This window comes from Amycolatopsis sp. cmx-4-83 (assembly GCF_046548815.1).
Classification (GTDB): domain Bacteria; phylum Actinomycetota; class Actinomycetes; order Mycobacteriales; family Pseudonocardiaceae; genus Amycolatopsis; species Amycolatopsis pretoriensis_A.
This window is the reverse complement of the sequence record NZ_JAEBEF010000011.1, coordinates 168,989-193,886: the sequence shown is the minus strand read 5'-3', so window position 1 is coordinate 193,886 and position 24,898 is coordinate 168,989. Positions and strand designations below refer to the sequence as shown.

At 72.5% G+C, this 24,898-nt stretch carries 23 protein-coding genes; 11 read left to right on the top strand and 12 right to left on the bottom strand.

What is annotated here, in order from left to right:
* Positions 1-77: 77 nt before the first annotated feature.
* On the top strand, positions 78-1,352 hold the full coding sequence (locus ACLJQM_RS33080) for a DUF58 domain-containing protein (protein WP_247021193.1): 1,275 nt from the start codon (positions 78-80) through the stop codon (positions 1,350-1,352).
* Entirely contained in the window at positions 1,349-3,826 is a 2,478-nt protein-coding gene (locus ACLJQM_RS33075; protein WP_410634240.1) for a transglutaminaseTgpA domain-containing protein, read from the top strand. The genes ACLJQM_RS33080 and ACLJQM_RS33075 overlap by 4 nt, the downstream gene beginning before the upstream one ends.
* 129 nt (positions 3,827-3,955) lie before the next feature.
* On the opposite strand, the gene ACLJQM_RS33070 is transcribed toward ACLJQM_RS33075, so the two are convergent.
* The 3 genes from ACLJQM_RS33070 to ACLJQM_RS33060 all read right to left on the bottom strand — a co-directional run bounded on the left by ACLJQM_RS33070 (position 3,956) and on the right by ACLJQM_RS33060 (position 7,144).
* Entirely contained in the window at positions 3,956-4,360 is a 405-nt protein-coding gene (locus tag ACLJQM_RS33070) for a DUF3040 domain-containing protein (protein WP_247021189.1), read from the bottom strand.
* Positions 4,361-5,070: 710 nt separating this feature from the next.
* On the bottom strand, positions 5,071-6,285 hold the full coding sequence (dinB, locus tag ACLJQM_RS33065; protein WP_247025054.1) for a DNA polymerase IV: 1,215 nt from the start codon (positions 6,283-6,285) through the stop codon (positions 5,071-5,073).
* 130 nt (positions 6,286-6,415) lie between these two features.
* Positions 6,416-7,144 (bottom strand): methyltransferase domain-containing protein, encoded by a 729-nt coding sequence (locus ACLJQM_RS33060; protein WP_410634239.1) that lies wholly within the window; start codon positions 7,142-7,144, stop codon positions 6,416-6,418.
* A gap of 106 nt (positions 7,145-7,250) precedes the next feature.
* Between ACLJQM_RS33060 and ACLJQM_RS33055 the strand changes: the two genes are divergently transcribed.
* From ACLJQM_RS33055 to ACLJQM_RS33035, 5 genes are all read left to right on the top strand, one after another.
* Positions 7,251-8,144 (top strand): ParA family protein, encoded by an 894-nt coding sequence (locus ACLJQM_RS33055; protein WP_247021185.1) that lies wholly within the window; start codon positions 7,251-7,253, stop codon positions 8,142-8,144.
* Positions 8,145-8,147: 3 nt separating this feature from the next.
* Complete coding sequence (locus tag ACLJQM_RS33050; protein WP_247021183.1) at positions 8,148-8,957, top strand: DNA-formamidopyrimidine glycosylase family protein; 810 nt, start codon at positions 8,148-8,150, stop codon at positions 8,955-8,957.
* Positions 8,958-9,413: 456 nt separating this feature from the next.
* A complete protein-coding gene (locus tag ACLJQM_RS33045) occupies positions 9,414-9,635 on the top strand; it encodes a hypothetical protein (RefSeq protein ID WP_410634238.1) in 222 nt (73 codons plus the stop codon).
* Positions 9,636-10,014: 379 nt separating this feature from the next.
* Positions 10,015-10,587 carry a GNAT family N-acetyltransferase gene (locus ACLJQM_RS33040; RefSeq protein ID WP_410634237.1) on the top strand — a complete coding sequence of 191 codons (573 nt, stop codon included), beginning with the start codon at positions 10,015-10,017 and terminating at the stop codon, positions 10,585-10,587.
* Positions 10,588-10,652: 65 nt separating this feature from the next.
* Positions 10,653-11,690, top strand: coding sequence for a quinone-dependent dihydroorotate dehydrogenase (locus tag ACLJQM_RS33035; protein ID WP_247021179.1), 1,038 nt, complete (start codon positions 10,653-10,655; stop codon positions 11,688-11,690).
* On the opposite strand, the gene ACLJQM_RS33030 is transcribed toward ACLJQM_RS33035, so the two are convergent.
* The 7 genes from ACLJQM_RS33030 to rimO form a co-directional block, all read right to left on the bottom strand.
* A complete protein-coding gene (locus ACLJQM_RS33030; protein WP_410634236.1) occupies positions 11,662-13,068 on the bottom strand; it encodes an amidase family protein in 1,407 nt (468 codons plus the stop codon). The two genes, ACLJQM_RS33035 and ACLJQM_RS33030, sit on opposite strands and share 29 nt — an antisense overlap.
* A gap of 395 nt (positions 13,069-13,463) precedes the next feature.
* Positions 13,464-14,444, bottom strand: a complete 981-nt coding sequence (gene pspM / locus ACLJQM_RS33025; protein ID WP_360770062.1) for a phage shock envelope stress response protein PspM — start codon at positions 14,442-14,444, stop codon at positions 13,464-13,466.
* Between the two features lie 35 nt (positions 14,445-14,479).
* The gene (locus ACLJQM_RS33020) at positions 14,480-15,322 is read right to left on the bottom strand and encodes a PspA/IM30 family protein (RefSeq protein ID WP_360770059.1); all 843 of its coding nucleotides are present in this window, start codon (positions 15,320-15,322) and stop codon (positions 14,480-14,482) included.
* Between the two features lie 230 nt (positions 15,323-15,552).
* The gene (locus tag ACLJQM_RS33015) at positions 15,553-16,011 is read right to left on the bottom strand and encodes a helix-turn-helix domain-containing protein (RefSeq protein ID WP_247021170.1); all 459 of its coding nucleotides are present in this window, start codon (positions 16,009-16,011) and stop codon (positions 15,553-15,555) included.
* A gap of 99 nt (positions 16,012-16,110) precedes the next feature.
* Positions 16,111-16,677 carry a CinA family protein gene (locus tag ACLJQM_RS33010; protein ID WP_410634234.1) on the bottom strand — a complete coding sequence of 189 codons (567 nt, stop codon included), beginning with the start codon at positions 16,675-16,677 and terminating at the stop codon, positions 16,111-16,113.
* A gap of 163 nt (positions 16,678-16,840) precedes the next feature.
* Positions 16,841-17,482 (bottom strand): CDP-diacylglycerol--glycerol-3-phosphate 3-phosphatidyltransferase, encoded by a 642-nt coding sequence (pgsA, locus tag ACLJQM_RS33005; protein WP_247021166.1) that lies wholly within the window; start codon positions 17,480-17,482, stop codon positions 16,841-16,843.
* A complete protein-coding gene (gene rimO / locus ACLJQM_RS33000) occupies positions 17,479-18,915 on the bottom strand; it encodes a 30S ribosomal protein S12 methylthiotransferase RimO (RefSeq protein ID WP_247021164.1) in 1,437 nt (478 codons plus the stop codon). Before rimO ends, pgsA begins: the two co-directional genes overlap by 4 nt.
* A gap of 123 nt (positions 18,916-19,038) precedes the next feature.
* On the opposite strand from rimO, the gene ACLJQM_RS32995 reads away from it, so the two are divergent.
* From ACLJQM_RS32995 to ACLJQM_RS32985, 3 genes are all read left to right on the top strand, one after another.
* Positions 19,039-19,548 carry an amino-acid N-acetyltransferase gene (locus ACLJQM_RS32995; protein ID WP_247021162.1) on the top strand — a complete coding sequence of 170 codons (510 nt, stop codon included), beginning with the start codon at positions 19,039-19,041 and terminating at the stop codon, positions 19,546-19,548.
* A 163-nt stretch (positions 19,549-19,711) separates the two neighbouring features.
* Positions 19,712-20,146 carry a phospholipase gene (locus ACLJQM_RS32990; RefSeq protein WP_290055015.1) on the top strand — a complete coding sequence of 145 codons (435 nt, stop codon included), beginning with the start codon at positions 19,712-19,714 and terminating at the stop codon, positions 20,144-20,146.
* A gap of 52 nt (positions 20,147-20,198) precedes the next feature.
* Complete coding sequence (locus ACLJQM_RS32985; RefSeq protein ID WP_360770047.1) at positions 20,199-20,804, top strand: nitroreductase family protein; 606 nt, start codon at positions 20,199-20,201, stop codon at positions 20,802-20,804.
* A gap of 151 nt (positions 20,805-20,955) precedes the next feature.
* Here the strand turns inward: ACLJQM_RS32985 and ACLJQM_RS32980 are convergent, their stop codons facing one another.
* Entirely contained in the window at positions 20,956-21,390 is a 435-nt protein-coding gene (locus ACLJQM_RS32980; RefSeq protein ID WP_247021156.1) for a hypothetical protein, read from the bottom strand.
* 40 nt (positions 21,391-21,430) lie between these two features.
* Positions 21,431-23,926 (bottom strand): DNA translocase FtsK, encoded by a 2,496-nt coding sequence (locus tag ACLJQM_RS32975; protein ID WP_410634231.1) that lies wholly within the window; start codon positions 23,924-23,926, stop codon positions 21,431-21,433.
* 143 nt (positions 23,927-24,069) lie between these two features.
* Between ACLJQM_RS32975 and ACLJQM_RS32970 the strand changes: the two genes are divergently transcribed.
* Entirely contained in the window at positions 24,070-24,897 is an 828-nt protein-coding gene (locus ACLJQM_RS32970; RefSeq protein WP_410634230.1) for a lysophospholipid acyltransferase family protein, read from the top strand.
* Position 24,898: the final 1 nt, after the last annotated feature.

Below are 24,898 nucleotides of genomic sequence, written 5' to 3'. Positions count from 1 at the left end.
GCTTCGCCCCAGGTCGGGGGCTCCGCCACCCGAACCCCCGAAAAATTGTTCCAGCGCGCGAAGGGGAAGAGAACGGCATGCTGCGTGCCCTGTCCGGCCTGACCACCCGCGGCCGCTGCCTCCTGGCCGCGGGGATCGCGGCCGCGGTGTGCTCGTTCGTGCTCAACGAACGCGACCTCCTGCGCGTGGCGGTGTTCGTGGTGGCGCTGCCGCTGCTGGTCGCCGCGTTCATCTCGGCGACCCGGCTGCGCATCGGCGCCACCCGCACGCTGAACCCGCAGCGCGTCGCGGTCGGCGGCAACGGCGAAGTCCACCTGGAGCTGTGGCGCAGCGGCCGGCTGCCGGCCGGCGAGATCCTGCTCGAAGACGGCGTGCCGTACGCGCTGGGTTCGCGGCCGCGGTTCGTCGTCGAGCGGCTCCCGCACGACCGCCGCGTCGCCCTGCGCTACCCGCTGCAGCCGGTGCTGCGCGGGGTCCAGCAGGTCGGGCCGCTGCGCGCGACCATCACCGACCCGTTCGGGCTGTGCGAGTTCGAGCGCGAGCTGATCGGGCACTCGCGGCTGGTCGTCGTGCCCCGGGTGGTCCCGCTGTGGGGCATGCCGAGCGGCGCCGGGATCGGCGTCGGCGACGACGGCACCGTCCGGCTGCACGCCGGGCAGGGCGAGGCCGACGTCATCGTCCGCCAGTACCGCCAGGGCGACGACCTGCGGAAGGTGCACTGGCGCTCGACCGCGCGCCGCGACGAGATCATGGTGCGCGTCGAAGAACGGCCGTGGCGCGGCGGCACCACCGTGCTGCTCGACCACCGCGCCGCCGCGCACCACGGCAGCGGCCCGGCCGCCAGCCTGGAGTGGGCGGTGTCGTTCACCGCGTCGGCCGCGCTGCACCTGCGCCGGTCCGGGCACCGCGTCCGGCTGGTCAGCGAGCACGGGATCACCCTCGCCGACACCCCCGGCGAAGGCGGCGACCACTACGACAACGTCCTGCTCGACGCGCTGGCCGCGCTGCAGCCGGCGCACCAGCGGGACATCACGCTGGCCGGCGACCCCGGCGAGGGCCAGGAGCTGATCGCCGTGCTCGGCACGGTCAGCACCGAAGCCGTCCACGAACTGACCCAGTACCGCCCGCGCGGCATCCGCAGCCTCGCCGTCCTGCTCGACACGCCCACCTGGTCGGCGGGGGTGAGCGCGCCCGAGCAGCGGGCCGCGGCCACCGAAGACTCGGCCGCGTTGCTGCGCGCGTCGGGCTGGGGCGTGGTCATCGCCGGGCCCGGCTCGCCGATGCCGCAGGTGTGGGCCGAGCTCAGCCGCAGCGGTGCCCGCGGCCACACGTTGATCGGCGGTCAGCGATGAGCGCCTCCGCACCCCCGCGCCCGGCGAACCGCCCGTCGTCCCAGCACCCGCTGTCGGCCTGGCGGAGCAGCCTGCTGGCCCCGGCCGCGGCCGGCATCGCGACGCTCTGCGCGGCGACGTCGGTGACCAGCGTCGTGGCCGGCCTGGCCTGGTTCGGCTACCTGTTCGTCGCGGTCCTGCTGATCGGCGCGACCGGGCTGGCGCTGCGCTCGCTGCAGGTGCCGACCGTGCTGGTCGGCCTCGGCCAGTTGCTGGTGCTGCTGTTCCTCATCACCGGCGCGTTCACCACGAACGGGATACTGCAGGTGATCCCCGGCCCGGACGCGTTCGAAGAGATCGGCACGACGCTTTCGGCCGCCGCCGAGCAGATCCGCGTCGGGCTGCCGCCGGTCGAGGGCAGCCAGCCGATCCTGTGCCTGGTGACGATCCTGATCGGCCTGGTCGCCGTCCTGGTGGACACGCTGACGGTGGCCGCCGCGGCGCCGGCCGCAACCGGGCTCGTACTGCTCTGCGTCTACGCCGTGCCGGCCGCGCTGAGCGAGGAAATGCTGCCCTGGTGGACGTTCCTGCTCGGCGGCGCGGCCTTCGCCGGCCTGCTGGCCGTCGACGGCAACCACCGGCACCGGCGCTGGCGGACCCGCGAAGCACCCGGTCGCAGCGGCAAGCAGGGCGTGCTGTCCGCGCCGGTCGCGGTCGTCAGCGCGGCGATCGTGCTCGGCCTGTTCGGCGGCGCGATCACGTGGGTCGGCACCGTCGGGCGGATCCCCTTCGGCGCCAGCGGGAACGGCGCCGGCGCGGGCTCCGGCGGCTTCGGCATCCAACCGTTCACCGAGCTGCGCGGGATGCTCGACCAGGGCTCCAACCGCGAGCTGTTCAAGGTCCGCGGCCTCGGCACCGACCGGCGGCTGCTGCGCGCGATGACGCTGGACACCTTCTACCCGAACAAGGGCTGGGGCCTGCACGACGAGGGCCGTTCGCAGCAGGGCGTCCCGGTCGGGCCGCAGCTGCCGGCCGCGCCGGGCGACGACGGCACCGGCGCCGCGCGCAAGATCGACGTCGAGCCGACGAGCTGGCGCGACAACTGGCTGCCGGTGTTCGGCGCGCCGCGGGTGATCGACGGCACCGGCAACGGCTACCTCTACGACCAGGTCAGCGGCACGGTGTTCACCACGCGCAGCGAAACCCCGCCGTCGTACGTCGAATACGCGTCGCTGAAGGAGCCGACGGCCGCCGAGCTGCGCGTGACCGCGCGCGTCGACGACCTGCCGCCGCGCTACACCGAGCTCGACCGGGTCGACGACCGCGTCCGCGCGAAGACGCAGCAGCTGATCGCCGGCGCGGGCAACGACTTCGACCGCGCGTCGGCGATCTGGCGGTACTTCACGGCGCAGAACGGCTTCGTCTACGACACGAAGACCGCGCCGGCCAACGACGCGGACGCGCTCGCCGACTTCATCCTCAACGGCAAGCGCGGCTTCTGCGAGCAGTTCGCCTCGGCGATGGCCGTGATGCTGCGGGTGGCGGGCATCCCGTCGCGGGTGGCGATCGGCTTCACCCCCGGCTCGCAGGTCAACGACTACCTGTCGATCAGCACCCAGGACGCGCACGCGTGGGTCGAGGCGTACTTCGGCGACAAGGGCTGGGTGACGTTCGACCCGACCCCGCTGTCCGACGGGCGCGGCATCACCCCGCCGTACCTGCAGGCCGGCCCGCAGGACGGCGACCAGCCGGACGACACCCAGGTGGCGCCGAGCACGGTCCAGTCGAGCGCGGCGCCGACCGGCGTCCCGCGCGACACCGGGCAGAACCAGCAGGCGCAGGGCCCGGAGCAGGCCGACCCGGGCACGCCGGGCTGGGTGTGGGCGCTGGTGCTGGCGCTGCTCGCGCTCGCGCTGCTGGCGACGGTCCTGGTGATCGCCGGCGGCCGACGACGACGGCCGGACCGCGAACCCGCGGCCACCGGGCTGAGCGCGCTGCTCAAGAACTGGCTGCCGCTGATCGCCGCGGCGCTGTGGGTGGCGCTGCTCGGCGTGCTGACCTGGCTGGTGGCCTGGTGGTTCAGCCTGCTGGTCGTGCTGCTCCTGGCCGGGTTGCTCGGCCCCTCGGCCGCCCGCGACGTCGGCAGGCGAAGGCGGCTGCAGGAGATCGTCGGCCACCGCCCGGGCGCGGCGGACGCGGCGTGGTCCGAGCTGCGCGCCGAGTGCGCTGACCGCGGGTTGCCGATTCCGCCGAGCGACACGGTCCGCGTGGCCGGCCAGAAACTGGCGGCGAAGCACCACCTGGACGACGAGGGCCGCGAGGGCCTCCGCACGGTCATCGGCGTGGTCGAGCGGTCCTGGTACGGCGGAGAAGGTGAGGGTGACCCGACGCTGCCATCGGCGTTCGACCACCTCCGCCGGAGCCTGCACCGCAACGCGCCGCTGTCCTGGAAGGGCCGGCTCTTCCCGAAGTCCCTGTTCCGCAACCGGGACTGAGCAATTGACCCGATCGGGGGTCACCCGTTGTCACGGACGCGGGTGACCCACCGGGGCGAGGCGTAGAGCACACAAGAAGATCCGCGTCCGGCCTGGGTGGCCGGACGCGGATCTTGTGGTCTTGCGGCGCTACTGCTCCTCGAAGCGCTGGCGGAAGCGTTCTTCCATCCGCTGGGTGAAGGAGCTGCGCCGCCCTGGCTGCTTGCCACCGCGGGCGCCCGATCCACCGCCCTTGCCGTCCCCCTCGGCGGCGTGCCGAATCGATGTGACGGCCAACATGACCCCGAAGAACATCACGAGGAACCCGAGCACGCTGATCAGCGGGATGTCGGCCACCCGGAACTGCGGCACCACCACGCCCAGCACCAGCAGGGCCACGCCCACCACGAACAGGGCGATGCCCTGAATCCGCCGTCGGCGAGCGGGGCGACGCAACCGGGTGCCACGCACCGTGGATGCGAACTTGGGGTCCTCGGCATAGAGCTCGCGCTCGATTTGATCGAGCAGCCGCTGCTCATGCTCGGAGAGTGGCATCTTTCCTCCTCCGGCACAGCTGTCGCGGGCGCCGGGCCGCGCAACGTCCTGGACCCAACAGCCAACCCCAGGCGGGGTGGCACTGTCCAGGATACGAGGCCCGCGCCCGCACGACTACCCGATCCCGCATCCAGTAGGGATCGAATTGGGCTAAATCCCGCCGGAGGGGCGTCGCGGAGGGTCACGGTGGCCCATCGTGACCGGTTAACGGCCTGAGCGGCGATGTGGGGGATGGCGGACGAGCGGAAGATCACCTTCCGTACACGGCCGGTGGTGGGAGCGGGGTGGGCGGCCGGATCGCGGGGGTCGCGGTCGGGCGGGGTTGGCAGCAGCAGGCGGCCGCACCGGGGTCAACGGTCGAGGCGGGGTGGGCGGCCGGATCGCGGGGTCGGCGGTCGGGCGGGGTGGGTAGCGGCGGGCTGAACCGGGGTCGGCGATGGAAGCAGCGGCGGGCGGCCGGACGGCGGGTTCGGCGGCGGGTGGTCTGGTGACCGGCGGCGAGTCGGCGGCGAGCGGAGGGTTGGCGCTCGCTGCCGGTGCGCGGCCGAACAACGGGATTGGCGGGTGGCGGCGGCTCGCGACCGGATGGCGGGTTGAGGCGGCGAGCCAGCGGATGGCGGGTGGGGAAAACGATTGAGCGGATGGCAGTGCGGGCGGCGGGCGGCCGCTCCCCGCCACCGGCTCCCTCGCCACTTCCAGCCGCTCTCCCCTCACTGCTCCCGCGGCGCCAGCAACGACGCCGGCCGCACCGCTGCCGAGCCGAACTTCGATCTCGCCACGTCGGCCGCCACCTCGGCGTCACGCCAGCGGGGCGCCGCGGAATCGAACACCAGCTGCTCGCCCGCCTCTCCCGTGTCCAAGCCCTCCACGCGGACGCCGATCAACCTGACCGCCCCCGTCGGCGCGTGCTCCGCCAGCAACGCCACCGCCACCGCGTGGATCTCCCGGGCCACGTCCGTCGCCGACATCAGCGTGCGGGCACGGGTGATCGTGCGGAAATCCGCGAAGCGCACCTTGATCGACACCGTCCGGCCTCGGACACCCCGCTCCCGCAGCGTCGCCCCCACCCGCTCGGAGAGCCTCAGCAGCTCCAGGCCCAGCGAAGCCCGGTCATGGCGGTCGACGTCGAAAGTGTGCTCGGCGCCGATCGACTTCTCCGGGGAGTCGATCACCACCGCGCGCTCGTCGACGCCGTGCGCCAGCCGGTACAGGTGCTCGCCGATCGCCGTTCCCAGCGACTTCTTCAGGCGCTCCGGCGGGAACGCGGCCACGTCCGCGATCGTGTCCAGGCCGAGCCGCTTCAGCTGTTCCTCCGTGCGGGCGCCGACGCCCCACAGCGCCGAGACCGGCAGCGGGTGCAGGAAGGCCAGCGTCTCCGCCGCCGGGACGACGACCATGCCGTCCGGCTTCGCCATCCCCGACGCCAGCTTCGCCACGAACTTGACCTTCGCCACGCCGACCGAGCACGTGATCCCGTGCTCGGCCTCGACCCGCGCCCGGATCTGCGCGCCCAGCGAAGCGGGTGTCGCGCCCAGGCGGCGCAGTGCTCCGCTGACGTCCAGGAACGCCTCGTCCAGGCTCAGCGGCTCGACCAGCGGCGTCAGCTCGCGGAAGATCCCCATCACCCCGCGGGAGACCTCGCCGTACAGGCCCGATGTCGGCGGGATGTTGATCAAGTGCGGGCAGAGGCGCTTGGCGGTCGAGAACGGCATCGCCGAGCGCACGCCGAACTTGCGCGCCGGGTAGTTCGCCGCCGCCACGACCGCGCGGGGGCCGCCGCCCGACACGACGACCGGTTTGTCCGCCAGCTCGGGGCGGGTGCGCAGCTCGACCGACACGAAGAACGCGTCCATGTCGACGTGCAGCAGCCCGCAGCCGGCGTCGTCCGGCGCCGGCTCCCCCGGCCGGACGCGGAACCGGGCCATCCCGCCCGGCAGTTCAGCATTTCGCCCCACGCCCGGGACGCTACCGGGCACCACCGACAATTCCGGATCGAGCGGTGCGCGACGACCGGAATCCGCCGGTCACGGCCGCACGCCAGCCGAAATCCGCCATTCAGGCCGGGGGCCGCGCCACCGCGTGCAGGCGGCTCGCGATCTCCCGCAACGCCGGGGTGGCCGCCGCCACGCGCTCGAAGTCCGCCAGCTCGTCTTCGCGGACGTCGCCGCCCATCAGGTCCGAGATCACCCGGTCGCCCTGCAGCAGCGTCACGTCCAGGCCCGCCGTCACCAGCTGGGCGCGCAGGCCGTCGGCGTCGAAGCGCCGCAGCACCGTGTCGCCCGCGACCACGCCGTCCGCGCTCTCCAGCAGCTGCCGGGCTTCGGCGACGCGGCCGGACAGCGCCCGGTAGAGGACCGACGCGTGGCGGTTGGCCACCAGCACCGACACCGCGCCGCCCGGGGCGACCGCCGTGGCCAGCGCCGTCAGCACCGCCGCCGGGTCGTCGACGATCTCCAGCAGGCCGTGCGCCAGCACCAGGTCGGCCGAGCCGGCCTCGACGTGCCTGCCCAGCGCGTCGGAGTCGTCCGCGATCACCGTGATCCGGTCGGCGACGCCCTCTTCCTCGGCCCGCCGCTGCAGCGTGGCCAGCGCGTTGGGGCTCGGCTCGACGACCGTCACCCGGCAGCCCGCCGCCGCGAACGGCACCGCCCAGCCGCCGCTGCCGCCGCCCACGTCGACGACGCGGGGGTGCTCGACGCCCCGGGCGCGGGCGGCCTTCAGCTCGGCCTCGAGCACCCGGCGAACGGCACCCGAACCCCGGGCGGCCACGGTCTCCGTCTTCATGCCGGACAGGGTAGTGCCCGCCCCCGCCCGCCTCCCCGGCTCCTCCCTTCGAGTGAACGCCCCTTGCCCGACGGCGCGCCTCGCCCACACCCGTAGGCTGGTCGTCGTGCACACGGTCGCCGTACTCAGCCTCAAGGGAGGCGTCGGCAAGACGACGGTCGCTCTCGGTATCGCGTCCGCCGCCTTGCGTAGGGGCACGCGAACGCTGGTGGTCGACCTCGACCCGCAGGGCAACGCCACCACCTCGCTCGACCCGCCGTTCACCGACGCCACCCTCGCGGACGTGCTCGAGACCCCGACCCGGGAGATGCTCGAACGCGCGATCGCGCCCAGCGTGTGGAGCGAGGACGTCGACGTCCTCGTCGGCACCGAAGAGCTGGAACTGCTCAACGACCCCGACGCCGACAGCGAGCGGCTGGCGAACTTCTCCCGCGCGCTCGACGAACTGCACCGCGAGCCGCTCGGCGAACTGCCCTACGAGCTGGTGATCCTCGACTGCCCGCCGTCGCTGGGCCGGCTGACGAAGTCGGCGCTGGTCGCCGCGGACAGCGCGCTCATCGTCACCGAGCCGACCATGTACGCCGTCGCGGGCGCGCACCGGGCCCTGGAAGCGATCGAGAAGATCCGCAAGGACCTCAACCCGCGGCTGCGGCCGATCGGCGTGCTGGTGAACAAGCTGCGCGTCCGGTCCTACGAGCACCAGTTCCGGATCGCCGAGCTGCGCGAGAACTTCGGTTCGCTGGTGATGCCGACGGCGATCACCGACCGCCTGGCGGTGCAGCAGGCCCAGGGCGCGTGCAGCCCGATCCACGAATGGCACTCCCCCGGTGCCCAGGAGATCGCGCTGACGTTCAACATGGTGCTGGCGAAGATCCTGCGCTCGAACCGGGCCGGCCGCCACCGCGTCGCCGGCGAAGAGCCCGAGGGCCCGGACTGGCCCGAAGGCCCGGCGCCGGAGACACCCGAGGCACCCGCCGAGGTGTCCGAATCGGCGGGGTGAGCCGTGCCCGAAGGTGACACCGTCTACCTCGTCGGGAAGCGCTTCGACAAGGCACTGGCCGGCAAAACGCTGCTGCGCGGGGAGTTCCGCGTGCCCCAGCTGGCCACTGTGGACCTCGCCGGGCGCGAGGTCCTCGGCGTCGGCACGGTCGGCAAGCACCTCTTCACGCGCTTCTCCGGCGACCTGACGCTCCACTCGCACCTGATGATGGACGGCATGTGGGACGTCTACGCCGCCGGCGCGAAGTGGCGGCGGCCCGGCCACCACGCCCGCGTGGTCTTCACCGCGGCCGACGTCCAGGTGATCGGCTTCCGCGTCCACGACCTCAGGATCGTCGCCACGCCGAAGGAACACGACCTCGTCGCGCACCTCGGCCCGGACCTGCTCGATCCACAGTGGACGGAAGAGCACGCGGCGCGCGCGGTCGCGAACCTGACCGCCGCACCGGAGCGCGAACTGGGGCTGGCGCTGCTCGACCAGCGGGTCATGGCGGGGGTCGGGAACCTCTACAAGTGCGAGATCGCCTTCCTGCTCGGCGTCACGCCGTGGGTTCCGGTGTCCGAAGTGGACGCCGCGACCACGGTCGCGCTGGCCCGCAAGCTGTTGCTGGCCAACGCCCGCTCCGGCCGCTTCGACCAGAGCACCACCGGGCACCTCGACCGCAACCGGAAGAACTGGGTCTACGAGCGCACCCGCCAGGGCTGCTTCCGCTGCGGCGGACGGCTCCTGGTCCGCACGCAGGGCCACGACGTCCAGCGCCGGCCGACCTGGTTCTGCCCGAAGGACCAGGCCGGACCGCACCCGCCGCAGTAGGCCCGGTGCCGCGGGCCTGCGGACCGTCCTCGCACTGGCCCGCCGATCTCGCCGCGCAGAACTGCCGCTACGCCGAAGTCACCGTCACGCCGTACAACCACGTGCTCGACGGAGTGCCCGGCGACGAACTGCTGTCCGGGCTGGAGAGCGGCCGGGCTGGGCGTAGAACTGGCCTGGTGCTCCGACATCCCGGGCGAAACGGGCGTCGAAGCCGGGCGGGAGACGCTCGTGTTCGCGCTGCGCGAACGCCCTAAGGGCCTGGTGTCCTTCGGGTTGGGCGGGCCGGAACCGGGCGTCGGCCGGGCGCGTTCAAGCCGTTCTTCACGCGGGCGCGGGAAGCCGGGCTGCGCAGCGTCCCGCACGCGGGCGAAACCACCGGATCGGGCACGGCACCGGCTTCGCGGCCGACCCGGCGGTGCGGGAACACCGTGCGGCGCACCGGATCCCGCTCGACGCGTGCCCGACCTCCGGACCGCGCAGCTCGCCAGCATCGCCGCGCACCCGGTGTGGCGCATGACCGGCGAGTACGTCTCCGTCGCGATGGGGCCGGCCGCGGCCGGGCCGGCGCCGCTCGCGGAGCACGCCGTCGACGCGTCCTTCTTCGGTGAGCAGCGCAAAGGCCGTCTGCGGAGTGAGATCGCGAAAATGACATTGCCGGACCCCGGGAGCTTCGCCTAGCGTGGAAGTACACGAGAGAGGAGGTGGTCCCAAGTTGTATTCCAACAGGACTCGTGAGGTGGCTGTCCGCTAGCGGATGGCACGTGGAGGACTTTGAGCAGCGCTACAGCTGAGCCACCTTCTGGCTCATCGCCTGCTCCACGTGATGCCTGATAGCGAATACCAGGCAGTCACCGTGCCCCCGGGGTTCCCGAGCACCAGTCCGGCTCGGGCTCGGACGTTTGACGGCGTCCGAGAGGCACCCCGGGGGTTCCTCCATTTCCTCGATGGAGTGCTCATTTGTGCACGTCGCGCCACCCGGCGTCGCGGGACGACCGTCCGGCGATCAGCGTTTCTCCGTTGTGTCACCCGGACGGTTGAAGGTCGCTAGCCTGGACGCATGCTCAGGCCCGACTACCCGATCACCACGGATCGGCTGCTCCTGCGCCCGTTCACGCCCGGCGACCTCGACGCGCTGAACTCCTTCCAGTCCCGTGCCGACGTCGCCCGTTACCTCTACTGGGGGCCGCGTAGCCGGGCCGAGTCGGCCGCCGCGCTGGCCAAGCGGGTCCACAGCTCCACGCTGACGAAGGAAGGGCAGTTCCTGGCCGTGGCGGTCGAACTGGCCTCGACCGGGCAGCTGATCGGCGACCTGAACCTCGAGTGGATCAGCAGCGAGCACCGCCAGGGCGAGATCGGCTTCGTCTTCCACCCGGACCACCACGGCAAGGGCCTGGCCGCCGAGGCGACGACCGAACTGCTGCGGCTGGCCTTCGAAGACCTGGGGCTGCACCGCGTCATCGGCCGCTGCGACGGCCGGAACACCGCGTCCGCCGCGCTGATGGAACGCCTCGGGATGCGCCGGGAAGCGCACCTGAAGGAGAACGAGATCGTCAAGGGCGAGTGGACCGACGAGCTGATCTACGCCCTGCTCGAAGACGAGTGGAAGGACCTCCGGGCCGCGGGGGCGTAGTGGCCGCTTTCACGTGAAAGCGGCGCTCCGGTAGCGGGCCGCGGGCGGTTTGGCAGCATGGGGGCGTGTTCTTCGACAAGATCGTCCGCCCGGCGCTGTACCGGCTGTCCTACCACGACCCCGAGCTGGTGCACGAGCGCACGATCAGCGTCCTCGCCCGGCTCGGCAAGGCGGCGCCCGCGCTCGGCGGCGCCCTCCGCGTCGACGACCCGGTGACGGTGCTCGGCCTGCGCTTCCCCAACCGCGTCGGCCTGGCCGCCGGGATGGACAAGAACGGCCGCGCGCTGCCCGCGTGGGCCGCGCTGGGCTTCGGGTTCGTCGAGGTCGGCACGGTGACACGGCTGGCGCAGCCGGGCAACCCCCGGCCGCGGCTGTTCAGCCTCCCCGCGTCCGACGCGGTGATCAACCGCATGGGCTTCAACAACGACGGCGCCGAAGCGCTCGCGGCGAAGCTGGCTCGCGACGGCAAACCCGGCGTCCCGCTGGGGATCAGCATCGGCAAGTCGAAGGTGACGCCGCTCGACGAGGCCGTCGAGGACTACCGGTTCTCGCTGCGGGCGCTGTACCCGTACGCGGACTACTTCGCGATCAACGTCAGCTCCCCGAACACGCCGGGCCTGCGGCAGCTGCAGGACCGCGCCGCGCTGGCCGAGCTGCTCGGCGAGCTGCGGGCGACGTCCGCGGAGCTGGCCGGCCAGGGCACGCCGACGCCGCTGCTGGTGAAGGTCGCGCCCGACCTGACCGACGACGCGCTGGGCGAGCTCCTGGAGGTCGCGGTCGAGCACGGCGTCGCCGGGATCATCGCGACGAACACGACGTTGTCCCGCGACGGCATCGCGGCCGCGGAGAGCGGCCTGGCCGGACAGGCGGGAGGGCTGTCCGGCCGGCCGCTGACCACCCGCGCGGCCGAGGTCGTGCGGTTCGTGCACGACCACACCGGCGGGACCCTGCCGATCATCGGCGTCGGCGGCGTCCTGGGCCCGGACGACGCGCTCCGGCTCGTGGACGCCGGTGCGTCGCTCGTGCAGCTCTACACGGGCTTCGCGCTGCACGGGCCGGGCCTGGTGCGCCGCGTCAGCCGGGGGCTCGCAGGCCGGCGGTAGAGGCGAACCGGACGTACCCGCGCCAGGACTCGTAGCGGTCCAGACCGGGCCCGTCCGCGGCGAGGCAGCGGACGGCGAGCGGGGCGGTGCCGTCGTCCAGCTCGACGCGGTCGAGCACGAAGGGTTCCTTGAGCGCGGCGGCGAACCGCTCGAACGCGGCCGGGGAGAGCCGCCAGCGTTCGCCGTCGAGGACGGCGCCGCCGGCGAGCACGCCGGGCTGCGGCGGCTCGGTGCCCAGGAGCACCATCCGGTAGCCCTCGATGGTCCGGACCGGCCCGCCGAACCGGGCGCCGAGCCCGGTGAGCTCGGCGTTGAGCGGCTGACCGCGCAGGTGCGCGCCGAACACGACGACGTCCTCGCCCGGCTCGGGGTAGGGCGTCATCGGCTCGTCCGTGCAGACGGTCGCGAGGTCCAGCGCGATCTGGTCTTCGAACGCCCGCGTCAGGAAGGTGACGCCGAACGGACGGCGGTCGCCCGGCAGCACCGGGACCGACACCACGGCCACGTCGAGGAGGTTCGCGAACGCCGTGCAGGCGGCCAGGCGGTGGCCCACACCGGCCGGGTCGGCCAGCGCTTCGGCGATCCCGGGGTGCTCCGGGACGGTGGGCACGACGAGGGCGTCGAAACCGTCGAACCCGGGCTCGCGCACGGAGAACGGGGTCAGCACGGCCCCCGATGCCGTCAGCCGGGCGACGACGATATCGAGCGCCAGGCTCGCGGCCTCGCCGAGGGGCAGGTCGGCGGGGTAGCCGATCCTCGGGTGCTCGCCGGCGCCGAGGCGGACGTCGGCGGGCCAGGACCGGTCGCCGCCGGTCATCTGCGTGAGCGCGCGGTGCGCGGTGACCAGGCCGTTCGAGTAGACGGAGACGCCGTCGGCGGCGGGCAGCAGGCCGCGTGTCGGCTTCACGGCGGCGACGGCGTTCAGCGCCGCGGGGACGGCTCCCCCGGTGCTCAACGCCAGGTCGACGATGCCCAGCGCGACGGCGACCGCCGCGCCGTTCCCGCCGGCCTTGGTGCGGTCCCAGGTCCCGGAAACCATGGCGGCGCCGGTCTTGCCGAGCACGATGGCGCCGGCGGCGGTGAGCCGGGCGACGACCGGGGCGCTGGTCTCCGGCACGCCGGACCCGGCCGGCTGCCCGGCGACGTCGATCAGGTCCTGCACGGCGAACACGGTGCCGGCCAGCGGCAGGTCTTCCCCGGCCTTGACGCGTTCGTCGACGGTCTTGGCGTCGACGAGGACGTCTTCGACGGCGCGGAGGGTGGTCCAGATTTCGGGGCGGCCGGCTTCGGTGATGCGCTCGAAGGCGGCGATGACGCGGTGCGAGGCGGTGGGCGGGGTGACCGGGACGGGGTCCGGGTCCGGCGGGAGCGTGTTCACGGGGCGTCCTTTCCTCGGCGGGTCGAGAAAGTCCACTGTGTACGGTCGGCGCCGGCGAACCTCAGTGCACGGCGGGCCTCCCGGCGAGTGACACCTCTGCATGCATGACAGAAACGTTAGTTCGCCGACGTTTCCGTCGCGATCAGTTTCCGATTACGCGCGTGTTTCGGCACCAAGAGGTGAACAGGCGGCGACGCCGGGGTGAAACGCACGATCACGCACGCGGGGTGACGAACGGGCCGGACGGCCGCATGGACGCCCTCGAACGGCGGAGCGGGGTGCCCGGATGGCGCAGCGAAGCCGGATTAGCGTGACGGGCGGGGAAAACGTGGGATCCGGCTGGGATCAGCCGGATTTCGCTTCGCCGAGCGGGCGCGCCGGGCGGAATCGGACGGTCAGGAGAGCTCGCGCAGGGCCATCGCCAGCCCCGCCAGGCGGTCGGTCGCGTCAGTGAGGTCCTGCTTCGACGTCACCAGGCCGTCGCTGGAGGCGGCGACCGTGTGGCCCGCCGCGGCGACCAGGCCGCGGTAGCCCTCGATGCCGTCGTCGAGCTGTTCGCGGAGCTTGCCGACGGCTGCGGCCAAGGCCGCCTTCTCCCGGGTCGGCGCGGAGTCCCGGCCGCGCTCGATCGCCTGGATGCGGGCCGCCAGGCCGCGCAGCGCGGCGGCGGCTTCGTTCGCCGTCTGCCGGGCGTCCGCGACGGCCACCTCGGAAACCGGGGCCGTGCCCACCGGGGACGGCACCGAAAGCTGGCGCAGCAGCTCGCCCAGCGACGCCTCGCACTCGGCGAGCCGTTCCATGGGTTCGCGGGCCGCCGACCGGGCGGGGGGCAGCGGCGGCGGTCCGGCCGGCGCCGCCGGGATCGGGGTGCGCTTGAGGTCGCGCAGCTTGAGGCCGGACCGGACGCTGAACGTGCCGAAGATGACGACCCCGGCGAACGCCGTGATCGCCTGCGGCATCATCGCGGCGTGGGTGGGGCTGATCCAGCCCACGGCCGCCGCCACGGTGACCACGCCGCACAGGATCGTGAGGAGGATCCACAGCGTGAGTGCCTTCGCCGTCCGGCGCTTGCGGCGTTCGAGCTTCGCGGCCGGGTGGTTCCAGCGGTCCCACTTGGCCCGGGCCTCGGCGAAGGCCGGGACCTGGTTCGCCATCGACGTCAGCGACGTCGTCACGTCCGGCCGCCGCACGGGCGGCCGTTGCAGCGGGTTCGGGCGCGGAGACTTCCCGCCGGCCTGCTCGGCCGGCGGGAAGTACTTCTGCACCTTTTGGAGCTTTTCCTGGGCGCGGACGGCGTAGTCGGGCAGCTTCTCGATGTGCTTCTCCAGCTTGGCGCTCAGTTCGCCGAAGTCACGCCGCTTGCCTTGCTGCCCCATCGCTTTCGCCCCCTTCGCCCTGGTTCAAGCCCGGGTCAGGCCGGGTTCTTGCCCTGCTCGGCCTGCACGCGCGCCTGGATCTCCCGCTGGATGTCCGCCGAGCTGCTCGCCGGCTTCTGGGCCGCCGCGCCGCCGTCGGTCACCTGGGCGACCGAGTCACCGTGCATCGACGCGCGGATCTGCTGCAGCCGCGACTGGCCCGCCATCTGCGTCGTGGAGGCCTGGACCTCCATCATCCGCCCCTGGACCGAGTTCTGCGCCAGCTCCGCCGAGCCCAGCGCCGTGGTGTAGCGCTTCTCGATCTTGTCGCGGACCTCTTCCAGCGACGGCGTGTTGCCCGGCGCCGCCAGCTGGCTCATCTGGTTCAGCGAAGCGGAGACCTGCTCCTGCATCTTCGCCTGCTCCAGCTGCGAGAGCAGCTTCGTGCGCTCGGCCAGCTTCTGCTGCAGCATCTGCGAGTTGCGCTCCACGGCCTTCTTGGCCTGGGCCGCGGCCTGCAGCGACTGGTCGTGCAGCGTCTTCAGGTCCTCGATGTTCTGCTCGGCCGTGACGAGCTGCGTCGCGAAGCTCTCCGCGGCGTTCTCGAACTCGGTGGCCTTCTGCTCGTCACCCTTGCTGCGGGCCTCGTCCGCGAGGACGAGCGCCTGCCGGGTGGACGCCTGCAGCTTTTCGACGTCGCCGAGCTGCCGGTTGAGCTTCATCTCCAGCTGCCGCTGGTTGCCGATCACGGAGGCGGCCTGCTGCGTCAGCGCCTGGTGGTTGCGCTGCGCCTCCTCGATGGCCTGCTGGATCTGTACCTTCGGGTCGGCGTGCTCGTCGATCTTCGACGAGAACGCCGCCATCATGTACTTCCAGAACTTCACGAACGGGTTGGCCATCTCCTCCGCCTGCCTTCTTGCGTCCCACGGGCCTTGAGTACTCGGGGTGGGGCGTCGCTCCCCTGCTTCTGCAACGCACCGACCCCGGCGTTGGGTTCCATCGTGTCAGGTCGGCCACTTCCGTTCCAGGCGACCCGGCGGAATTCAGGGATCGCCCTGATCACCCCGAGTAGGCAACGCGAACGGCCCCGGGCGGGTTGCCCGGGGCCGTCGTCGTGTCCGACCTGTGATCAAGCGGCGATGGTCGAGGCCAGCTTGGGCTGGCCGATCGTCGTCCGCAACGTCGTGTTCATCCGCGGTGCCGGGGAAACCCGCAGGTCGGCGAGGTCGTTCCCGATCAGCTCGGACATCAGGCGGCCGCCTTCGATACCGGCCGCCGAGGCCTCGGCACCCCGCTTCTCCCGGGGCCTGCCCTCCACGATCCGCTCGTCGACCGGCGCGACCTCGACGTTGTCGAGGGCCGAAACGTCCGCCGCCACCTTGTGCAACAGTTCGCCGAGCGGAAGGTCCAGAGCCTGGCAGATGGACGCGAGCAGCTCGCTCGACGCCTCCTTCTGGCCCCGTTCCACCTCCGAGAGGTAGCCGAGGCTGACCCTGGCGGCGCGGGAGATGTCGCGCAGCGTACGACGCTGGTTGGTGCGGGCATGACGGAGCCGATCACCGATCGCCTCACGCAACAGCACGGTCATCACGCGCCTCCCTTCCGTACAAGTACCCCCTACGTTACCCAGAGCGGTGCCCTGGGCGCAGGAGTTGGTGCTCCCGTACGCCAAGGGCGAACGCCGGATTCACGTCAGATGTTCCCCGAGCAGGGCAAACGCGGCCTGGACCGATCGGGTCCTGATCAAGTCGCGATCGCCGCTCAACGCCAGCGTACGGACTGTGACAAACGAGGCTTCGCCTCGGGTCGGGGGCTCCGCCACCCGAACCCCCGAAAGACGCGGTGTGCGTGTTCCCGGCCCCGCGAGCCCGATGTGCACGGTCCCGGGCTCGACGCCGTCCTGCGCGGCCGGGCCGGCCACGCCGGTGAGCCCGAGGCCCCAGGTGGCCCCGCACCGCTCACGGGCACCCTCGGCGAGCTGCGCGGCGACCTCGGGGTGGACGGCGCCGTGCTCGGCCAGCAGGGTGGCGTCGACGCCGGCGAGGACGGTCTTGAGTTCGGTGGCGTAGACGACGAGCCCGCCACGCAGGGCCGCGCTGGCCCCGGGCACGCGGGCGAGGGTGGCGCAGACGAGCCCGGCGGTCAGCGACTCGGCGGCGGCGACGGTCTCCCCGCGCCGGGTGAGGGCCGCGACGAGGGCGGCGGCCTGCTCGTCACCCTCGGCGGGGATGGCCGGAGGTCGCGAATGACTCATTCGCGGCACCTCGGCCCGGTCGGGAGGGGCAGGCGCCGGCCCGCCCCGGCGGTGCCGCCCGCGGCCACCTCGCGCGCAGCGGCCGGGCCGGCCGGAGGTCGCCAATGACTCATTTGGAACGCCGGAGGTCCCCCATGAGTCGTTCGCGGCACCTCGGCCAAGCTCAGCTCCCGGTGACCCGGCGCCCGGCCGCGCGCAGCCGGATCGCGCGGACCAGGTAGTCCACCCCCGTCACCACCGTCAGCACCAGGGCCAGGCCCATCAGCGACCAGCGGACGGGGTCCGCGCCGGCCGGCAGCGGCAGCAGGTACGCCACGATGGCCGCGATCTGCGCCATCGTCTTCGCCTTCCCGCCCCGGCTGGCCGGGATCACGCCGTGGCGGATCACCCAGAAGCGCAGCAGCGTCACGCCGATCTCGCGGACCGCGATCACGATCGTGACCCACCAGCCGAGCTCGCCGAGGACGCTCAGCCCCACCAGCGCGGCGCCGGTCAGCGCCTTGTCCGCGATCGGGTCGGCGATCTTGCCGAAGTCGGTGATCAGGCCGTACTTGCGGGCCACCCAGCCGTCCAGCTGGTCGGTGGCCGAAGCGATGGCGAAGAGGCCGGTCGCGAGCGCGCGCCAGGTGGTGTCGTGGCCGTCGCCGACGAACAGCGCGGCGACGAACAGCGGGACCAGGACCAGCCGCGACAGCGTCAGCAGGTTCGCGACGTTGAGCGTCGGGACCGGGGTCGGCTCGGGGACCTGGGCGGGGGCGTCGTGCGTCAGGCCCTCGTCGGCGGCGTCGCTGGGGAGCGCACTCACCGGTCGGCGTCCGGTACCGCGCGGACGATCAGGTCGACGCCCGCCGAGTCCACGACCTCGCACCGCAGGAAGTCGCCGACCTGGGCCTTCTCCGGCGCGTCGAGGATGATGCACTCGCCGTCGACCTCGGGGGCCTGGTGCGCGGCGCGGCCGGTGACCTCGCCGTCGTCGTCCAGCTCGACCAGGACGTCGACGAAGGTGCCGATCCGGTCCTCGGCGCGCTGCGAGGTCAGCTCCTCGACCAGCGCCGAGATCCGGGTGACCCGCTTCGCGACCTCTTCGGCGTCGAGCTTGCCGTCGAAGCCCTCGGCCTCGGTGCCGTCCTCGTCGGAGTAGCCGAAGACGCCGACCGCGTCGAGGCGCGCGCCGGTCAGGAAGCGCTCCAGCTCGCTCAGGTCGTGCTCGGTCTCGCCGGGGAACCCGACGATCACGTTGGTGCGGATGCCCGCCTCGGGCGCGTACTCGCGGATCTGCTCGGTCAGCGCGAGGAACGAGTCGGTCGAGCCGAACCGGCGCATCCGGCGCAGCACCTGCTCGCTGGAGTGCTGGAACGACAGGTCGAAGTACTCGGCGACGCCCGGCGTGGTGGCGATGGCCTTGACCAGCTGCGGGCGCGTCTCGGCCGGCTGCAGGTAGGAGACGCGGACGCGCTCGATGCCGTCGACCGCCGCCAGGCGCGGCAGCAGCCGCTCCAGCGCGGTGGCGCCGTCGCGGCCGAAGTCCTTGCCGTACGACGTCGAGTTCTCGCTGACCAGGAACAGCTCCTTGACGCCGTTTTCGGCCAGCCACATCGCTTCGGCGACGATCTCGTCGGGCTGCCGCGAGACGAAGGAGCCGCGGAACGACGGGATCGCGCAGAACGAGCAGCGCCGGTCGCAGCCGGAGGCGATCTTCAGCGCGGCGACCGGCGCGTCGTCGAGGCGCGTGCGGAGCACCCGCGGGCCCCAGCCGTGCTGCGCGTGGCCCGGGACCTCGACGGTCTCCGCGGCGGCGGGCCGCTGGACCGGGCTGATCGGCAGCAGCTTGCGGCGGTCGCCGGGGGTGTGCGAGGCGATCTTGCGGCCGGCGACGACGTCGTCGAGCCGGGCCGAGAGGTCGGCGTAGTGGTCGAAGCCCAGCACGGCGTCGGCTTCGGGGAGGCTGTCGGCGAGCTCGTGGCCGTAGCGCTCGGCCATGCAGCCGACGGCGACGACCTTCTTGCCCGTGTCGGACGCCGCCAGCAGCGTGTCGACCGAGTCCTTTTTGGCCGATTCGACGAAGCCGCAGGTGTTGACCACCACGACGTCGGACTCTTCGGGATCGGCCGCCAGCTCCCAGCCGCCGGCCGCGAGCCGGCCCGCGAGCTCCTCCGAGTCGACCTCGTTGCGGGCGCAGCCCAGGGTCAGCAGGGAGACGCGTCGGGTGGCGGCTGGGTCCGTGGCAGGGGAAGGCACGAAGTTCAGGGTAGCCGCCGGGTGCACGCGGCCTGACGACGGCGTGGCCCGGCTGCGACAACCGGACCCGAAGAGCGAGCTGTGTCGCCGCGCGCGCCGGGCGATGTGGCAGGGTTGACGATCGTGCCGTCCGCCTCCCCCCGCCCGACCGTCCGCCGCGCGCGGATCGCCGACGTCCGCAAGATCAAGGCCCTCGTCGATTCGGACGCCGGCCGCGTCCTGCTGGAGAAGGACCTGGTCACGCTCTACGAGGCGGTCCAGGAGTTCTGGGTCGCCGAACTGGGTGACGAAGTCGTCGGCGCGGCGGCCCTGCACGTGCTCTGGGAGGACATCGCCGAGCTGCGCACGGTGGTGGTCGACAAGGCGGTCCGCGGCCAGGGCGTCGGGCGGCTGCTCGTGGCGCGGCTGGTGGAGGAGGCCCGTGAGCTGGGTCTCAGGCGGCTGTTCGTGCTGACCTTCGAGACGAGCTTCTTCGCCGGGCACGGCTTCGTGGAGATCGACGGGACGCCGGTTTCGCACGAGGTGTTCGAGGAGATGCGGCGCTCGCACGACACGGGCGTGGCGGAGTTCCTGGACCTGCCGTACGCGAAGCCGAACACGCTGGGCAACTCGCGGATGCTGCTGCAGCTCTGACGCGGCCGGGTCGGCCACCCCTAGGTCGTCTGGCCGATTCCCACCTAGGGGGCGAAGTCAGGGGGAAATTTTCCCGACAACATCCTTTCGGGCGGTGACCCACGCCACTGGCCTGCCCGAAGCTGGTCGGGCACCAAGTCACTCGATCGGCAAGGAAGCAACGATGCGCACGACACTGCGGAACCTGGGGGCCACCGTGGCGGTGGCCGTGACTGTCGGCGGAGGCGTCCTCGCGGGCGCCGGCACCGCGGCGGCCGTCGACATCCCGACGGTCACCGACCAGTACCTCTTCTCCACGTCCCTGTCCGGGTTCGAGTCGATCCGGAACCAGGCGCCCTACTCCGGCCAGCTCGACTGGTCGTCGGACGGCTGCTCGTGGTCGCCGGACACGCCGTTCGGCTGGCAGTTCCTGCCCGGCTGCCACCGGCACGACTTCGGCTACCGCAACTACAAGAAGCAGGGCCGCTTCTCCGAGGCGAACCGGCTGAAGATCGACGACAACCTCTACAGCGACCTCAAGAGCGTCTGCGGCTCCAACGTGGCCTGCAAGGGCGCCGCCTGGACGTACTACCAGGCGGTCCGCAAGTTCGGCGGCTGAGCCCGCGCCCCGGCCCGGGTGCGCTCGCGCGCGCCTGGGCCAGGATGGGGTCATGGAGATCGATCACCTGCTCAGCACGACCCGCGCGGTGCGCCGCAAGCTCGACCTCGACCGGCCGGTCGAACCCGCCGTCGTCGAGGAGTGCCTGAACCTGGCGCTGCAGGCGCCGACACCCGGCAACGTCCAGGCCTGGCGCTGGCTCGTCGTGCGCGACCAGGACGTGAAGAACCGGCTCGGGGTGCTGTTCCGCGAGGTCGGCGAGGCCTACCTCGCGACGAAGACGGGCGACCCGCGGGCGCTGGCGTCCGGGCAGCACCTGATCGACGTGATCGAGCGCGTCCCGGTGTTCGTGATCCCGGTCCTGCGGGGCCGCCCGGCCGGGGACAACGCGGTCGACGCGGCCTTCTACGGCGGCATCTTCCCGGCGGTGTGGAACTTCCAGCTGGCGCTGCGCGCACGCGGCCTCGGCTCGACGCTCACCACGTACCACCTTTCCCGCGAGGCGGAGGCGGCCGAGATCCTCGGCATCCCGGACGGCCACACGCAGGCCGGGCTGCTGCCGGTGGCGTACACGACCGTGCCGGACTTCAAGCCCGCGCCGCGCACCCCGCTGTCCGAAGTGGCCTTCCAGGACCACTGGGGCACGCCGCTCGGGTGATCCCTGGAGTTCAACGCACTCTTCGAGGAGTCCGGGCCGGTCAAGACCATCGGCGGCATGCTCGCGGCCATCGCATTCCTGGCCGGGCCGCGACCAAGGGCACGTGGCGCGGATCGCCGCCGCGGTCTGGATCACTTTGGGCCGCAGCGGCTCATGTGACCCGGACCGTGGCTTCCCCGCCGTCCTCGCTGACCGACACCAGTTCGATGCGGCTGGCCGCGAACGACGTCGCCTGAGGGCCCGTACGCGGGCCGCTGTGCAGCTCGGCCGTCGTGCTCTCGCCGCGGCCGGGCTCCTTCAGCAGGAACGCCAGCGTGGCCTCCCCCTGCCAGATGCACGTCATGCCCGGGCGGCACCGCGAGTCCGAGACGACCCGGGTGTAGCGCACGGTCAGGTCCTTGCCCTGGACGGCGGCCTCCTGCCCGAGCCGCAGGGTGACGTCGCGGCCGGCCGGGGCGCTCACCGTCGAGGACGGTGGCGTGGCCGGCCCGGGGGCGGCGGGCTGCCCGGTGGCGACCGAGCTCCCGGCGCCCACCGTCACGACGGCGAAGGCGAACAGTCCGGCTACGAATCGCTTCAGGTCCACGTGCTCAGGACGGAACGGACGGCGTCACGGGTTGCACCGCCTACTCGTCGTCGCCGTCGGCGTCGGCGTCCACCGGGCCGCCGCCGCGGATCATGAACAGGACGCCTTCCAGCTCCTCCGGCTTGATCAGCACGTCGCGGGCCTTCGAGCCCTCCGACGGGCCGACCACGCCCCGGCTTTCCAGCAGGTCCATCAGGCGCCCGGCCTTCGCGAAGCCGACCCGCAGCTTGCGCTGCAGCATCGACGTCGAGCCGAACTGGGACGTCACGATCAGCTCCGCCGCCTGCAGCAGGACGTCCAGGTCGTCCCCGATGTCCGGGTCGATCTCCTTCTTCTCGCCGGCCTTCTGCGCGGTGACGCCGTCCTGGTAGTCCGGCTGCGCCTGCTCCTTGGCGTAGTTGACGACCGCGGCGATCTCTTCGTCACCGACGAACGCGCCCTGGATGCGGACCGGTTTGCCGGCGCCCATCGGCAGGTAGAGCGCGTCGCCCATGCCGATCAGCTTCTCCGCGCCCGGCTGGTCGAGGATGACCCGCGAGTCGGTCAGCGACGACGTCGCGAACGCCAGCCGCGAGGGCACGTTGGTCTTGATCAGGCCGGTGACGACGTCGACCGACGGCCGCTGCGTGGCCAGGACCAGGTGGATACCCGCCGCGCGCGCCTTCTGCGTGATCCGGACGATCGCGTCCTCGACGTCGCGCGGGGCGGTCATCATCAGGTCGGCGAGCTCGTCGACGATCGCCATGATGTACGGGTACGGCCGGTATTCGCGCTCGGACCCCGGCGGCGCCGTGATCTCGCCGGATTTGACCTTCTTGTTGTAGTCGTCGATGTGCCGGACCTTGTTGACCTGCATGTCCTGGTAGCGCTGCTCCATCTCCTCCACCAGCCAGGCCAGCGCGGCGGCGGCCTTCTTCGGCTGGGTGATGATGGGCGTGATCAGGTGCGGGATGCCTTCGTACGGCGTCAGCTCGACCATCTTCGGGTCGATCAGGATCATCCGGCACTCGTCCGGTGTCGCGCGGGCGAGCAGCGACACCAGCATCGAGTTGACGAAGCTCGACTTACCGGAACCGGTGGAGCCCGCGACCAGCAGGTGGGGCATCTTCGTCAGGTTCGCGGTGACGAAGTGGCCCTCGATGTCCTTGCCGAGGCCGATCACCATCGGGTGGTTGTCCTTGACCGTGGACGGCGCGCGCAGGACGTCGCCCAGGCGGACCATCTCGCGGTCGGAGTTCGGCACCTCGATGCCGACCGCGGACTTGCCGGGGATCGGCGCCAGCAGCCGGACGTTGTCGGTGGCCACCGCGTAGGCGATGTTCTTGGTCAGCGCGGTGATCTTCTCGACCTTCACGCCCGGGCCGAGCTCGACCTCGTAGCGCGTGACCGTCGGGCCGCGGGTGAAGCCGGTGACCTGCGCGTCGATGCTGAACTGCTCCAGCACGCCGGTGATCGCCTCGATCATGGCGTCGTTGGCCTTGCTGCGGGACTTCGGCGCGTCGCCGAGCTTCAGCAGGTCGGGCGGCGGGAGCTGGTAGTCCCCTTCGACGGTCCGGGTGACGGCCAGCGGAGGCTCCGGGGCCTTCTTCGGCTTCTTCTCGGGCACCTCGACCGGCGGCTTGGGCAGCGTCTTCGGCGGCTTGATCGGCGTCGGTGCCTCGGCCAGCATCGCGTCGATGTCGAGCTGCTCGGGGTCCGCGTCGGCGGCCTGGCGGCGCCGCGACGGCTTGCGCAGCCGCGCGGCCTTCGGGTCGGCGTCGGTGACGGCGTCCTCGTCGGTAGCGAACCCGGAGCGCTGGGCCTCGGCCTCGGCGATCTCCTCCTCGTCGAGGCCCCAGTTGCGCAGCCGCTGCGGGATCTCGCGGACCGGCGTGCCGGTGAAGACGAGGATGCCGAAGACGAGCGCGAGGATCAGCAGCGGCACCGCGACCCAGGTGGTGACGCCCATGGTGAGCAGGCCGCCGGAGAAGGCGCCGATGATGCCACCGGCGTACATCCGGCCGTCGTTGGTGTCCGGGAGCGCGGTGAAGATGTGCAGCATCCCGAGCACGGACAGCACGACCATGATCGTGCCGATGACCATCCGCGGCCGCGTCTCGGGGTGCGGTTCGGACCGCATCAGCGCGACGGCGACGACGACCAGCACGAGCGGCAGCGTCACGGCCCCGGCGCCGAGCACGCTCCGGGTGGCGATCTCGACCCCGGCTCCGATCGGGCCGGCGGCCCGCCACCAGACGCCGACGGCGGCGATGATGGCCAGCGCGATCAGGCCGAGCGCCAGGCCGTCACGACGGTGTTCGGCCTCGAGCTCACGGGTGCGGCCGACCGTACGTGCCAGCGTTCCGGTGCCCTTGGCCAGCAGGTTCCAGGTGCCGCGGACGCCCTTGCCGAAGATCCCGGGCGTCTTGCGGCGCGGGGCGGGCTTGCGGGCGGGCGACGAACGTGGCCGTGGCTTCGCGGGCGTACGCGGCTTGCGCGCCGCTGCCCCCTTCGCGCCGCTTCCCGTGCTTCTCTTCCTCGTCGCCGACCCAGCCATGCGTCAACGGTAACCGCCCGTGCCCGTTCGCCTCGTGCGCCACTCTCGGCTCAGGGTGAACTTCTGCCTCACAACCGGCGCGGCGGGGCCATCCGGGTGAACCGATCCGGCCAGTGCGCATTCGGGTGAAATCGGCGTCTGCCATGCTCTGCCCCATGCTCGCGCTGCGCACCGCCGAACCGCCCCGCCGTGCCCCCGCCATCTGGCGGACCATGCTGAACATCGACCGCGGTCTGGTGAACCTGGTCGGACGGCTCACCGTCACCGGCCGGATCCCGGCTCAGCTGCGCGGCAAGCCGCTGCTCATGACCGCGAACCACATCGGCGTGTTCGACGCGTTCGTGCTGATGGCGGCGTGCAAGCGGATCGGCATCAACCCGCGGTTCATGCTGGCCGGCGGCATCCTCGACGCGCCCGTGATCGGGCCGGCGCTGCGGGTCAGCGGGCACCTGCGGGTCGACCGCAAGCACGCCGGGACCGCCGTCGGGCAGTTCGCCGAGGCCGTCGAGGCGATGAAGACCACGCGCGAGCCGATCATCGTCTACCCCGAGGGCCGGATCAGCCACGACCCCGGCCTGTGGCCCGAGCGCGGCAAGACCGGCGCGGCCCGCCTGGCGCTCGCCTCGGGCGTGCCGGTGATCCCGATCAGCCAGTGGGGCGCGCACGAGGCCGTCTACTGGGGCACCGAGACCGTCAACGGCCCGGCCGACCTGGTTCCGCTCGCCCGCTCCGGGCTCAGCGCGCCGCTGCGCCGGCCGCGGTTCCAAGTGCACTTCGGCGACCCCGTCGACCTCTCGGACGTCGAACCGGAGCGGCCCGGCGCCGGCGTGCGCGCGCACGCGAAGATCATGCAGGCCATCGCCGACGGCCTGGTCCCGCTGCGCCGCGGCGAGCTGGACCGCCCGCGCTTCCACGACCCGACGCGGCCGACCGACACGGTCAGCCCGTGGAAGCCCCAGTCCGGATCCTGAG